The sequence below is a fragment of the Corynebacterium phocae genome (genome assembly GCF_008693075.1).
Classification (GTDB): Bacteria; Actinomycetota; Actinomycetes; order Mycobacteriales; family Mycobacteriaceae; genus Corynebacterium; species Corynebacterium phocae.
On record NZ_VXKJ01000043.1, the window covers coordinates 295,060 to 307,899 of the forward strand.

Sequence of the window (12,840 nt, forward strand, 5' to 3'; positions counted from 1 at the left end):
GTGCGCTGGCCCGGACTACGCCACACAAATGCAGGAAAAGAACCGCTGCGCCGGGTGGCGGCCATGGTTAACCACATCTGATAGATGGTCCCCAGGCTAAGGGGCGCGGGTTTATAGCCACGGTTGACGGCCAGGTAACCCCGGGCGGGCATAGCTAAATTGAGTTTTGTTGAGAGCAAAACCATGATCACCGCCGCACCCCAGTCCGCCCGATCCGGGTTTTGGTGTGCCGGGCGGATGGGCGCCTTAGCATTTCGCCATTTCCACCCCCGGGGCCCCTGCGCCCCCTAAACTGGTAAGCATGGCTAAGAATAAAAAATCCCCAAAACCTCCCAAGCTCGACAAAGCCGCCTACGAAAAGGAGCTTCAGAAGTTACAGGCTGAACTGGTTGAAATGCAGCAATGGGTGGTGGCCACCGGCGCACGCGTGGTTATCATCATGGAGGGCCGCGACGCCGCCGGCAAGGGCTCTGCCATAAAGCGCATTACCCAGTACCTCAACCCGCGAACCTGCCGTATCGAGGCGCTGCCCAAACCCACCGAACGGGAATCCGGTCAGTGGTACTTCCAGCGCTACATTGAAAAGCTTCCCACCCGTGGTGAAATAGTCATCTTTGATCGCTCCTGGTACAACCGCGCCGGAGTGGAACGCGTCATGGGGTTTTGCACGCAGCAAGAATACGTACGCTTTCTTCACCAAGCCCCCATGCTTGAGCGCATGCTCATCGATGACGGCGTCATTTTGTTGAAATACTGGTTCTCCGTGTCCGATGAAGAACAGATTGCACGCTTTAAGTCCCGCCGCAATGATCCCCTGCGCCGCTGGAAGCTCTCCCCCATGGACCTGCAGTCCATCACGCGGTGGGAGGAGTATTCACGCGCCAAGGATGAGATGTTTGTCCACACCGACACCCCAATTTCGCCCTGGTTCACGGTGGAGTCTGAAGACAAAAAGCGCTCGCGCATCAACGTCATCCACCACCTGCTCAAGACCATTCCTTACCAGCACATTGATCAGTCTGTCCCGCAGATTCCAGACCGGCCTAGCTCAGATGGAGACTACGAGCGCCCGGCGCGTACCGACTTCGCCTACGTTGAGGACGTAGCCTCGGAGCTGGAGCGCCGTAAAGGTGCCTCCGCTAGCAAGAAGTCGAAAGAACCGGCCAAGTCAACCGGGGATAAAAAGGCCGAAAAGCCCAAGAAGGACAGCAAGGCGAAGAAGGACAGCAAGGGAAAGAAGGCAAAGAAGCCAGCTAAGGCAGGAAAGTCAAAGGACACGCCTAAGAAGAAATCTAGCTAGCCGAACCGCGCAGTGGCGCGACCTAACCGCACAGGCGCCCCCGAAGGCGTTGAAAGGCGCTGTCCTGGAAACCCAGTGGCAGCGCCTCTTGCTAACAACGCTCGTGCGCGGCCAGCTCGGTAACCGGCTACGCAGGGTGCGCCCGGAGGCGGTGACCCCCGGGCGTAGCGCTAGAGTTCGCTGGGAGAAACGCGGGCAGGGATAACCTTGGGACGCGCGCCCGCTAGTTCCTCAACAATACGGATGACCTGGTTAGAGTACCCGTACTCGTTGTCGTACCAGACGTAGAGAACCAGGTGCTTGCCGGTAGAGATGGTGGCCAGGCCGTCCACAATGCCGGCGTGGGTGGAGCCCACGAAGTCGGTGGAGACTACCTCGGGTGAGGCAATGTAGGAAATCTGCTGGCGCAGATCCGAGTGCAGGGAGACGTTTCTTAAGTACTCGTTGACCTCCTCGCGGGTGGTTTCTTTCTCTAGCTCTAGGTTGAGCACGGCCATGGAGACATCGGGGGTAGGAACGCGAATGGCGTTGCCGGTGAGCTTGCCTTCGAATTCTGGCAGGGCCTTGGAAACGGCCTTCGCTGCGCCGGTCTCAGTAAGCACCATGTTCAGACCCGCTGCCCGGCCGCGGCGGTCACCGGAGTGGAAGTTGTCAATCAAGTTTTGGTCGTTGGTAAAGGAATGAGCGGTCTCCACGTGGCCGTGGGCTACCCCGAACCTGTCACCGATAACCTTAAGAACCGGCGTGATGCCGTTGGTGGTACACGAGGCCGCAGAGACAATCTTGTCCGCATCAGTGATGTCAGTGTGGTTGATACCGTAGACCACGTTCTTTAGGTCCCCTTTGCCAGGGGCGGTGAGAAGAACGCGGGCAATACCCTTGGATTTTAGGTGCTGCTCAAGTCCGGCGCGGTCGCGCCACACGCCGGTATTGTCCACCAAGATGGCGTCTTTAATCCCGTAGGAGGTGTAGTCAATCTCTGCGGGGTTGTTGGCGTAGATCATCTGGATTTTGGTGCCGTTGGCCCAGATGACGTCATTATCCTCATCAACGGTGATGGCACCGTTGAACGCGCCGTGGACGGAGTCGCGCCGTAGGAGAGAGGCGCGTTTGAAGATATCAATATCGCCCTTCTTACGGACCACGATCCCGCGCAGACGGACCCCGTTATAAGTGCCTTCACGTGCGATGAGGATCCGGGCTAAGAGGCGGCCAATGCGGCCAAAACCGTAGAGCACAACGTCAACGGGTTCCTTGCTTTCGTTGGTGCCAATGATTTCGGCGAGCTCGGAGTCAAGGAACTCACGAAGCGTGCCATCACTGCCTTCAAAGCGCGTAACCAATCGACCCAAGTCAATCGAAGCGGGTCCCAGGTCCATGCTGACTAGCTCGCGGACCATGGGGAGGGTCTGGACGGTGGAAAGTTCTGTACCGGCAATCCGGCGGGCGTAGCGGTGTGCTTTGACGATATCGATGTCGGTCACGCCGTCGAGGAGAGCGCCGAAGATGGAAGTCACAATGTTTCGGCGGCGCAGTTGGTGGAGCAAAGGGATCATTTCTTGGGCACGTTCAACGCGCTCGTTCCAGTCGTCGTGCCAATTTTTGCTGCCAGCTTGAAGATCAGTCACTTAAAATCGTGTCCTTTTTCGTCTTGGGTTTTGTGGCGTTGTGGCGTTGTGGTGTTACGCCCCAGGTGCCGGGGATGGTTCCTACCCCGCGCGACCTTAGATATTACTAATTTCCCACACTACTTATATGGCTATTGGTACATTCTACTTCCACGAATGCCCCTATTATGGGGGTCCAGGCCGGTGTACAGCTGCGCACGGATTCGTGAGAGACTAAGACCTATGAACGCAATCACCAGATTTTTCAGTCAACTCTTCGGGGCCTTAGGCGCACACCGTCCGGCACCCCAGGGCCAAGTCTTAAGCATTACGGAGTTAAAAGAGCAGCAGGTATCGTGGCTAGTGGTGGGCTTAGGAAACCCGGGAGAACAATACGCGGCCACCCGGCACAACGTGGGATATATGGCTATAGATGATTTGCTGGCGGCCAACGGTGACACCCTGCAGCCGGTGGCTGGTGCCAAATCCCAGGGTGCTGTGGTGTGTGTCGAAGACCAAAAGGTTCTGGCCCTGCGTAGTACAACCTTTATGAACCTCTCCGGCGAGGGCGTGGGGCCGCTGGCCAAGAGCCTCGGGGTGGCACCGGAGCGCGTGATAGTTATCCACGATGAGCTGGACCTGCCGGCGCATAAGGTCCGCATCAAGCAGGGTGGCAACGAAAACGGCCACAATGGGCTGAAATCCATCACCGAGCACTTGGGAACCCGCGAGTATCCACGGGTGCGGATTGGGATTTCCCGTCCGCCGAAGGAAACCCCCATCCCCGACTACGTGCTGGGGCCGGTGGATTCCAGCGCCGGATTCGACCAGGCGATAGCCCTCGCAGCAGCCGCGGCACGGGCCATAGTTTCCCAGGGGATTTCCCGGGCGCAGAATGACATCCACTCCCGCAGCAAATAAACCCGCCCGCAGCGGCTCTTTGTCGATACAATGGGAAATATGAGCCACGAGCATGCGCCAACCCATGTCCCCTCCCCCCAAAAGACGATAGTAATTACCGGTGCCTCGGACGGTATCGGAGCTGCAGCGGCCCGGATCCTGCACCGCCAACGTCCTGAGGACAACCTCATCTTGGTGGGTCGTGACCCCAAGAAGACTAAGGCCGTGGCCTCCAAGTTGGGGGTTCGCTATCACGTTGCAGACTTCACCTCGCTGGGTGAGGTCCACCGCTTGGCCAGGGAGCTAGATGACCTGGAAACCATTGATGTACTGGCCAACAACGCTGGTGGCATCTTTGACGGGCCACTGGCTACCGTGGACGGGTTTGAGCGCACCTGGCAGATCAACGTGGTGGCTCCGTTTTTGCTTACGAGCTTGCTGCAGGACAAGATCCGCGCGGTAGACGGCCTGGTGGTGCAAACCGCCTCGGTAGCAAACTTCTTGATGTCTAAGTTTGATCCGGCTGACCCCAACACGTTCGACAAGTTCAGCTCCGAACGCGCCTACGGCAACGCCAAGGTGGGCAGCATTTTGCTCACCCGGTTCATCCACTCGCACGGGATAAATTCAGTGGCCTTCCACCCCGGGGTACTGGCCACCAATTTCTCCAGCGAGCTCACCGGAAAGCTCAACAAACTCTACTTCACCCCGGGCATCAAGCATCTGCTCTCTAAGCCCAAGGTGGGCGGGGCCAACCTGGCGTATTTCATCACCGGCACCCCCGGTATCCACTTTGAGTCGGGCGAATACTACAACGACAAGCGCAAGCCCGGGCTGCAACGCCCGATTGCCAAGAACGTCTCGGTTGCCAAACGGATCTTTGCGGACCTTGCGCAGTCATTGAATGTGGAATGGTAGTGCCCGCCCGCTAGACTAAGGCGCATGAGTTCTGCTGCCACCATTGCCCACGAAGCCAACCGACGCCGCACCTTCGCCGTCATCGCCCACCCGGACGCGGGTAAATCCACGCTGACGGAGGCGTTGGCTCTCCACGCGCATGTCATTAATGAGGCGGGTGCCGTGCATGGCAAGGCCGGCCGCAAGTCCACGGTGTCCGACTGGATGGAGATGGAAAAAGACCGCGGTATTTCCGTGGCGTCCTCCGCGTTGCAGTTCGAATATTCCCCGGAGGGCCACAGTGGTGAACCTTTTGTTATCAACCTGGTGGACACCCCGGGCCACGCGGATTTCTCCGAGGACACCTACCGCGTGCTCACCGCCGTTGACGCCGCCGTGATGCTCATTGACGCAGCCAAAGGCCTGGAGCCACAAACCCTGAAGCTATTTCGCGTGTGCAAGGCCCGCGGGCTGCCCATCATCACGGTGATAAACAAGTGGGACCGCGTGGGCCGTGACCCTCTAGAGCTGGTGGATGAGATCGTCAATGAAATCCAACTGCAGCCCACGCCGCTGTATTGGCCGGTGGGTATGGCCGGTGACTTCCGCGGGCTGGCCCACATCAACACCGACGGGGAGGCTGACAACTACATCCACTTCCTACGCACCGCCGGCGGTTCTACCATTGCACCCGAGGAACACTATGCACCCGAGCAAGCTGCAGAAAAAGAAGAAGGTGCCTGGGACACTGCGATAGAGGAAGCGGAGCTCCTCGCGGCCGACGGCGCGGTGCATGACCAGGAGCTATTCGAGCAGTGTGTCACCTCCCCGCTCATTTTTGCCTCGGCCATGTTGAACTTCGGCGTGCACCAGATTCTGGACACCCTATGCGCCATTGCCCCGGAGCCTGCCTCCCGTGACTCGGATCCTAATGCGGTAGAGGCGGCATCGGCGGCCATTGATGAGGTACGCGAGGTAACGGACGACTTTGCCGGCGTGATTTTCAAAGTCCAGGCGGGTATGGACCGCAAACACCGCGATAACTTGGCCTTTATGCGCGTGGTATCCGGCGAATTCGAGCGCGGGATGCAGGTAACTCACGCCCAGTCCGGCCGTAGCTTCTCCACGAAATATGCGCTGACCGTCTTCGGCCGCAATCGCGACACCGTGGATACCGCCTACCCCGGCGATATCGTGGGCCTGGTCAACGCGGGCACGCTTGCCCCCGGTGATACCATCTACGCCGGCCGCAAAGTTCAATTTACGCCCATGCCACAGTTCGCGCCGGAGGCCTTCCGTATCCTGCGCGCGAAATCCTTGGGGGACTACAAGGCCTTCCGCAAAGGCCTGGATCAGCTGGCAGCCGAGGGCGTGGTGCAGATCCTGCGCAACGACACCCGCGGAGACGCCGCACCGGTTATGGCCGCCGTTGGACCCATGCAGTTCGAGGTCATGCAGGCGCGCATGGAGGCCGAATACAACGTCCCTACCATTACCGAGCCCATCCCCTACTCCGTGGCCCGGCGCACGGACGCGGAGTCGGCGCCGGAGCTGGGCCGCCAGCGCGGCGTGGAGATTTTCACCCGCACCGACGGGGAACTCATCGCGCTGTTCGGGGACAAGTGGAAGCTCGCTTTCATTGAAAAGGAGCACCCGGAACTGACCATGGAAACCCTGGTGGCTGACTAACGGTTCCATCCAGTGGAGCTTCCCGCTCCGCGAATGGCCCCCTGCTCTCCCCGGGGCAGAGATGGCGTTGAACCAGGTGCGCGGGGTCTCCGGCAACGATCCGGCCTCCCCCCCTGGGCCCGGCTGTTGGATGCCGGGGCGCGACGGTTGTGACACCGGGATTTAACCAGGACTTAAGGTGCCCGCCGGGCCGGGGTAGGCACTCTTTGCATTTCTCAAGACTCCGGGACCTAAGTCCATACTAAGAACCTGTGAGATATTTAACACCATAATCCCAACCCGCCGCTCATTCACATTTAGCAATTTAGCTAAACGCGTGGGCCGGGGATTGTTTGGCTTTCAAAGTCTATAACCTGGTCTCTTTGCGGACACTGCAGGCCAGTTGGGAACAAAATAACTACACATACAAATAGTTCCGAAATTGTTTATTCACCGTGATTTTCCCGTCCACAGGGGTTTCACTGACCTGCGGGATGATGTTCAGTATTCTAAATTTATGACCCTACGCGCAATTATAGACAAGCTCACCGGCCCTAAGGCTCCCCGTCTTGCCTCCCCGGCCGGCGACGCCCCCATCGTGGAAGTTCCCCGACTGCAAGTCCACACTGCTGAAGACACCGTCATCGTGACTATCTGCCCGGATACCGTGGAGATAATTCGCGAGATTGCGCGGTCCGGGGTCTCAGCCACCATCACCGACGGTGAGCTTGACGTCCACTTCACTCCGGTGGAAAAGAGGACCCTCACCGTCAAAGACCCAAAGAAGGGCTGGGTTCTTCCGCTAGACAAGGACGTGCGGGAGAAGATCGAGGAAAAACTCAAACCGGCCGAGGACGGCTACGAAATCAATCAGGACATCGCCTTCATTGTTGAGGACCTAGGTTGCTAATCCTCCCCTACCAGGGCGCGGTTCCCCGCATCCACCGCAGTGCCTTTATAGCCCCCAACGCCACCATCATCGGTGATGTGGAGATTGGCCCTGCCGCCTCCGTGTTTTACGGCTGCGTGCTGCGCGGCGATGTCAGCGCCATCCGGATAGGCCAGCGCACCAATGTCCAAGACAATAGCGTGCTCCACGGAGAAGCAGACGCACCTTGCATCCTTGAAGACGACGTAACCATAGGCCACATGTGTATGTTACACGGCACACATATTGAGTCCGGCACGCTCATTGGCATGAACGCCACCGTGTTATCGCGGTCCCGCGTTGGCGCGGGTTCCATTGTGGGCGGGGGCGCGGTGGTCCTAGAAGGCCAACACATTCCTGCCCGCAGCCTGGCAGCGGGCGTTCCGGCCAAGGTTCGGCGGGAACTAAGCGCCGCGGAGTCCGCTAGATTCATCCCCCATGCGGCGAAGTACGTGGACTACGCCGCCAATCAAGCGGGTGAGGGCGAAAGCCTTGACCTGGATGACGTGCTATTCGGATAATCCCATGAGGCTGAGCGCACCCATGAGTACCAGGAACGCGGCAACCAGGTAGCTTCCCACCAGCGCGACCTGATGGCTGTTGGCCCGAGCCTTAGCGAAAAGTTTTCCGGCTGCAGAGTCCGGGCGGGCGCGCACCACCGCCACGAACAGCCCGCACAAGGTTGGCAGTGACAGCGCCAGGCTGGCGTAGACTACCAAACCGCCGTAGGTTATCCAGGGGCCAAAGTCCCCGGCTGCCAAAAACATCAGGCCCAAAAAGAATGGCAGGGAGGTCAGCGACTGCACCGCCCCCATGATAAAGCCTATGGCCACGGTCGATTTAGACGGCACCCGCAGCGGCACCAACAATCTTTCTACCAAAGCATTGGACTGCCCCTTAGACCGCCACGACAAAACGGCTAAGCCCAGTCCCACCACAATTAGCAGCCATCCGGCGATGGGCGAAGCCAGTAGCGCCTCAATGTGGTCGCGAATGCCCACAAAGATAAACGTCACTACTGCCGATGCCGCCAGCACGCCCAACCAATCCCCCACAATCACCAGGGCGGCAACCTTGCGGTATTGGCCACGCGGTAGCATGATGCCGATTGCTACGAGGATGCCAATGAGCAATGCGTTGACTGAGTCAGCAAGGGCGTAGCTTAAGGCGTGGATCATGTCCGCAATGTTACCCGGCTGGCCAAGAGTTCACGCAATATCAAACGGTGCGGGACGCCGGTGCCCACGGCCTTCTGCTAGACCCGGACCTTCCAAACACAAGGCCACATCGCACACAATTAACCCGCTAGGGGTTAGAGTAAGTGCCATGCACCTTACTGCACCAGTTTCTTTCCAAGACGTTTTGACCGACGGGCTGTTTCTCAACGCGGCGCTAGACCTGGCTTTTGACAAAGCATTCGGCCGGGTAAGCACCGTGGAATACAACTTCCATCCGCCAGCCGGAGGCCCTGACGCCCCCGTGGATGTGCGCATCACCTCTGCGACCGGGATCCACGATCTCCACGGAACTAGGGTCGCGGTGATCGAAGATGAGCAATGGACGTGGTTGACGGAATCCACTGCGGGACTAGATATACCCGAGCTATCCGGCACCCACGCCTACAGCACGGAGCTAATCCACGCCGCCCGAACTGTCAACGCCGGGCACCCGGTGTTCATAGCCGAACAAGGCAACCACCTGGCTGCGGTGTCGGTTACCCTCCACGACACCGCGCTACCCTGGGGTTTTGCCGTGGCTAATGGACTAGGGCAGGTCACCCCAGCTACTGATGAAAGACGCGCCTTCGCTGCCATGCAGGCAGCCTTGGGAATAGACGATGAAACTGCAGAATCCGCCGTGTCATTTGCTGGAGACAAGCTCACCAGCCTTCCCGCACAGGCGCCCTTGCGTCTAGATGAGGTGGTGGCGGACGGCCACTACAGGGCTGCGGAACAATGCTTGTTGTACTCGGGCCGCTTTGGCGGGGCCCGCCTCAGCCTTGACTGGAACCGTGGGCTAGGACTAATTTCCCACCCTTCCGGAGCTTTCCCAGGGTTTGAGGCCCGCGCGCATATTTTGGCTACCGTGTCCGGTGGGGTATTCACCTGGGCGTGGGCGAATCCCAAGCTCGTACAGCACCCCATGGCTAGGTTGGCTGGAAACGTCCGGCGCTTTGGTTTTGATCACGGAATACCCGCGCTTTTGCGGGGCCACACATCCGAGTCGACCGCCAAGGAGCAGCGCCTGGTGCAGGCGGCCATGAGGATCGTGAATGTGTGGACCTTAGAAACCGTGAAACTCGACGGGGAAACCACCGGACTAGTGTTAGTGGACGCCCCACAGCTACAGCTTCCTCCGCTGCATCCAGAGGTACGCGCGGCGGTACTGCGCGTACCCGTTGCACCGGGGGTTGACCGGAACCGGGCGCTAGCCGCCTACGAGCAGCTACGCCAGCTGCAAGGCTAGGCTGGGCAAAAATCCCGCTGCCCGAACTTTAGGAAGCGGAGTGAACAACGTCCAAGATAGCCTGGCGGTCAACACCATCCACAGTCTCCGGCTGGAAGTCCGCGTCGCGGGTCTTGTCGACTAACACCGCACGTACGCCTTCGGCGAAGTCCGGCTGCCGGACAAGGTAGCTTCCCAGGCGGAGCTCCGCGTTCAGGGCCTCGCGCACATCCTGGACGCCTTCCTCGAAGTCGTAGAGGGCCAACGCGGCAACCAATGAGGTCGGGCTTGCGGAGGCGGTGTATTCCTCCAGCTCCTCCCGCAGACGTGGGCTGGCGTTGTCTAGAATCTCCGACCACGTAGTGTGCCGGAAGGCAGCCTCAATCTCCTCCGCCTTCTCAGCCAGTGGGGCCCCATCTACGGTGGACGTCTCCACGTTTTCCACGCCCTTGGCAATGACCTCTTCGATATAGGAATCCGGGTCTTCTACGTATCCGGTGGCTAGACCGGTATAAAGCATGTCAGCTGCGTACATACGGTAGCCGGTGATACCCCAGTACTTGGCAATTTCCGAGCTAGCCTTGCCGCGGTTGCCAACCATGCGCTGCGAACGGTAGGCCAAACCCACGTCAGTGACGTAGCCGATTGCCAATTCTGGCATGGCGGCAAAAGCTTTGTCCGTGACAATCAGGTGGCTGCCGTGAGCGGAGATCCCCAAGCCTCCGCCCATGACTACTCCGTCAATGACTGCGATATAAGGCTTGGGATACTCCGAGATCCGCGCGTTGAGGTCATATTCAGCGGCGAAGTAACCCTCAACTGTCTCCCAGTCTTTTTCCAAGGCCCCATCACGAACGGCGCGGACGTCTCCGCCCGCACAAAAGGCTTTGGGATGGTTGCTCTTGACCAGGATTTGGTCCACGGAGTCATCATCCCGCCACTGCTCGAGCGCCTCGGAGATGAGCTCAATCATTTCCAGGTTAAGCGAATTTAGCGCCTTTGGGCGGTTTAATTCCACAATTCCGGTACGGTTACGGATAGAAGTTAATACGGGTGCATCAGTCATGTTCCCAGTGTTCCACATCACACGACATTTTTCGAGGATTTTTTTGAATACGCCTAAACTCATCGCCCTAGACATGGACGGCACACTGCTAGACGGCAATGGTCAGCTGCCCCCCGAATTCCCCCGCGTGGTCAAACGCGCCAAGCAACTAGGCGTCACCCTTGCGCCCGCCTCCGGGCGCCAACTGTCCACGCTGGAGAAGATGTTCCCAGACATGTCCACCTTCATCGCGGAAAACGGCACCGTAGTAGTCCACGGCGGTGAAATTGTAGGGACCACGCCCCTAAAAAACGCGGACGTTCACGCCATCTTGCAGGCCCGCGAGTCCATTGAGAAACCCCACATGACCGTCCTTTGTACCCCTTCGATGGCTTACGCGGAAAAAGATTCACCGGAATCCGCACGTGACGAGTTGGACAAATATTACAAAGCCAACACGCTAGTGGACTCCTTAACGGATTACGCGGATGAGGAAGTTATCAAGATTGCTATCTTCTGCGCTGAGGGAACAGAAGAGTTCGTGGCTCCGGTTCTCTACGACGTTATTGACGCCCAGAACGTGGCTATCTCCGGGCAGGTGTGGGTGGACTGTATGCCTAACAACGCTAATAAGGGCGTCGCGCTGGAACAACTGGCAGAGATTCTCTCCGTAGACATCGCCCAGACTGCGGCTTTCGGTGACTTCCTCAACGACTACGAGCTCTTAAAGTCCGCAGGCCTAGCCGTGGCTATGGAAAACGCGCATGAAAAGCTCAAAGAGATCGCGGATAGGATAGCGCCACCAAATACTGAGTACGGGGTCATAACCGTGCTCGACGAACTCCTAGGAACTTAAGCTCTTTATCCCAGGAACAGGTTTGCATTCCGAGCCCATACCCCAGACATGCCAGTTAGCTGCTACTGGCAAGCTGTGGGGCAGGGCAAGGGCTCGAGCAGAGCCAGGGGCTCGAGCAGAGACAGGGGCTCGAGCAGAGACAGGGGCTCGAGCAGGGGCAGAGGCAGGGGCACGGAACCTAGCAACAACGCGCCTGCCCCGCCTGTGAACACAAGAAGGAGGGTAGGCCCGCAACGCGGCCCTACCCTCCTGGTGACACTTGGCGGAAGTTAAATTACTTAACTTCCATTTCTCCGAGCTTGTCCCACTCTGCTTTACCCGGAATCTTTGTGTTGATGATGTCCGGGGTTTCTTGAAGCAGCTTAGGAATTTCTTCGCACGCACGCTTGAAGTGATCCGACTCCACGTGAGCTACGTCTTCGCCGTCTGCGAATGCCTCAGCCAGGAAGAAGCGGTGAGGATCTTGGGGGTCACTGTAGAACTTGAAGAACAAGCAGCCCGGCTCTTCATTACAAGCATCCGCGAACCACTGCGTTTGCTCCAAGAAAGTACCCGCATGCTCTGGTTTCACCAAGAAACGAACGTTGATCAAAATCATTTATTTTCCTTTAGTAATTACTTATCGAGGAAGTACTCAACAACGTAGATATAGTCTCCATCAGTGGAGGTGGCCACACCGTAACCTTTGCTCACCGGGGACGTCTGAACTGGCACATCACGTTGTAACCAAGCTAGGCGGCGAACTGCTGAAGTCCGCTTGAAACGGTAGACGTTGCCGGATCCGTTTTCCAGGTGGTTGGTGCCATCCCCGGCGCGACCGTAGAACTTGACCTCACCGCGTGCAGCCTGGCCGGCCCAGTCACGCGCAAAGTCATAAGCCCGCGCGTCTTTGGTATGACCTTGCTTTTCCAGGTGGGATTCTGTGGCCCCACGCAGACCCTGCTCCAACTTGTTGGAGGATTGCCACACGAAAGCCGGTAGCTCAATACCTGCGGCATCAACCAAATCTAGAGCTTGGTCTGGCAGCGAAATTTGCGGAATAGACGAGGTGGATGACAGCTGCGCAAAATCAGGAGTAGCGGCACCTGCAGTGGACCCAGCGGTGCCCGCCAGCGTGAGTGCAGAGGCTGCAAGGACTGCGGAAATACGGCGTGAGTTGTTCATAAATCAGACTTTGCCACACACTTTCCGCTA

At 58.4% G+C, this 12,840-nt stretch carries 13 protein-coding genes; 8 read left to right on the forward strand and 5 right to left on the reverse strand.

Annotated elements, in window-relative coordinates; all coding sequences use genetic code 11:
* Positions 1 to 301: 301 nt before the first annotated feature.
* Positions 302 to 1,300, forward strand: coding sequence for a polyphosphate kinase 2 (ppk2, locus tag F4V58_RS08110; RefSeq protein ID WP_075734962.1), 999 nt, complete (start codon positions 302 to 304; stop codon positions 1,298 to 1,300).
* A 170-nt stretch (positions 1,301 to 1,470) separates the two neighbouring features.
* Here the strand turns inward: ppk2 and F4V58_RS08115 are convergent, their stop codons facing one another.
* A complete protein-coding gene (locus tag F4V58_RS08115; protein ID WP_075734964.1) occupies positions 1,471 to 2,928 on the reverse strand; it encodes a glyceraldehyde-3-phosphate dehydrogenase in 1,458 nt (485 codons plus the stop codon).
* A 222-nt stretch (positions 2,929 to 3,150) separates the two neighbouring features.
* Here F4V58_RS08115 and pth point away from each other — a divergent pair, with 222 nt between their 5' ends.
* From pth to F4V58_RS08140, 5 genes are all read left to right on the forward strand, one after another.
* Positions 3,151 to 3,828 (forward strand): aminoacyl-tRNA hydrolase, encoded by a 678-nt coding sequence (gene pth, locus F4V58_RS08120; protein ID WP_075734966.1) that lies wholly within the window; start codon positions 3,151 to 3,153, stop codon positions 3,826 to 3,828.
* A 30-nt stretch (positions 3,829 to 3,858) separates the two neighbouring features.
* Positions 3,859 to 4,725 carry an SDR family NAD(P)-dependent oxidoreductase gene (locus F4V58_RS08125; RefSeq protein WP_425429745.1) on the forward strand — a complete coding sequence of 289 codons (867 nt, stop codon included), beginning with the start codon at positions 3,859 to 3,861 and terminating at the stop codon, positions 4,723 to 4,725.
* 24 nt (positions 4,726 to 4,749) lie between these two features.
* Positions 4,750 to 6,393 (forward strand): peptide chain release factor 3, encoded by a 1,644-nt coding sequence (locus tag F4V58_RS08130; protein WP_075734970.1) that lies wholly within the window; start codon positions 4,750 to 4,752, stop codon positions 6,391 to 6,393.
* 496 nt (positions 6,394 to 6,889) lie between these two features.
* On the forward strand, positions 6,890 to 7,282 hold the full coding sequence (locus tag F4V58_RS08135; protein WP_075736628.1) for a hypothetical protein: 393 nt from the start codon (positions 6,890 to 6,892) through the stop codon (positions 7,280 to 7,282).
* Positions 7,276 to 7,821: a gamma carbonic anhydrase family protein gene (locus F4V58_RS08140; protein WP_075734972.1), complete on the forward strand. Its 546-nt coding sequence runs from the start codon at positions 7,276 to 7,278 to the stop codon at positions 7,819 to 7,821. Before F4V58_RS08135 ends, F4V58_RS08140 begins: the two co-directional genes overlap by 7 nt.
* Here the strand turns inward: F4V58_RS08140 and F4V58_RS08145 are convergent.
* Entirely contained in the window at positions 7,810 to 8,478 is a 669-nt protein-coding gene (locus F4V58_RS08145; protein ID WP_075734974.1) for a hypothetical protein, read from the reverse strand. The two genes, F4V58_RS08140 and F4V58_RS08145, sit on opposite strands and share 12 nt — an antisense overlap.
* A gap of 148 nt (positions 8,479 to 8,626) precedes the next feature.
* On the opposite strand from F4V58_RS08145, the gene F4V58_RS08150 reads away from it, so the two are divergent.
* Complete coding sequence (locus tag F4V58_RS08150; protein ID WP_075734976.1) at positions 8,627 to 9,766, forward strand: DUF6882 domain-containing protein; 1,140 nt, start codon at positions 8,627 to 8,629, stop codon at positions 9,764 to 9,766.
* A gap of 28 nt (positions 9,767 to 9,794) precedes the next feature.
* Here F4V58_RS08150 and F4V58_RS08155 read toward each other — a convergent pair whose 3' ends face one another.
* A complete protein-coding gene (locus F4V58_RS08155) occupies positions 9,795 to 10,811 on the reverse strand; it encodes a 3-hydroxyisobutyryl-CoA hydrolase (RefSeq protein ID WP_075734978.1) in 1,017 nt (338 codons plus the stop codon).
* 43 nt (positions 10,812 to 10,854) lie between these two features.
* Between F4V58_RS08155 and F4V58_RS08160 the strand changes: the two genes are divergently transcribed.
* Positions 10,855 to 11,646, forward strand: a complete 792-nt coding sequence (locus F4V58_RS08160; RefSeq protein ID WP_245802968.1) for an HAD family hydrolase — start codon at positions 10,855 to 10,857, stop codon at positions 11,644 to 11,646.
* 274 nt (positions 11,647 to 11,920) lie between these two features.
* Here the strand turns inward: F4V58_RS08160 and F4V58_RS08165 are convergent, their stop codons facing one another.
* Together F4V58_RS08165 and F4V58_RS08170 are read right to left on the reverse strand one after the other, a co-directional pair.
* A complete protein-coding gene (locus tag F4V58_RS08165; RefSeq protein ID WP_075734982.1) occupies positions 11,921 to 12,244 on the reverse strand; it encodes a putative quinol monooxygenase in 324 nt (107 codons plus the stop codon).
* Between the two features lie 17 nt (positions 12,245 to 12,261).
* Positions 12,262 to 12,810 carry a hypothetical protein gene (locus tag F4V58_RS08170; protein ID WP_075734984.1) on the reverse strand — a complete coding sequence of 183 codons (549 nt, stop codon included), beginning with the start codon at positions 12,808 to 12,810 and terminating at the stop codon, positions 12,262 to 12,264.
* Between the last annotated feature and the right edge of the window lie 30 nt (positions 12,811 to 12,840).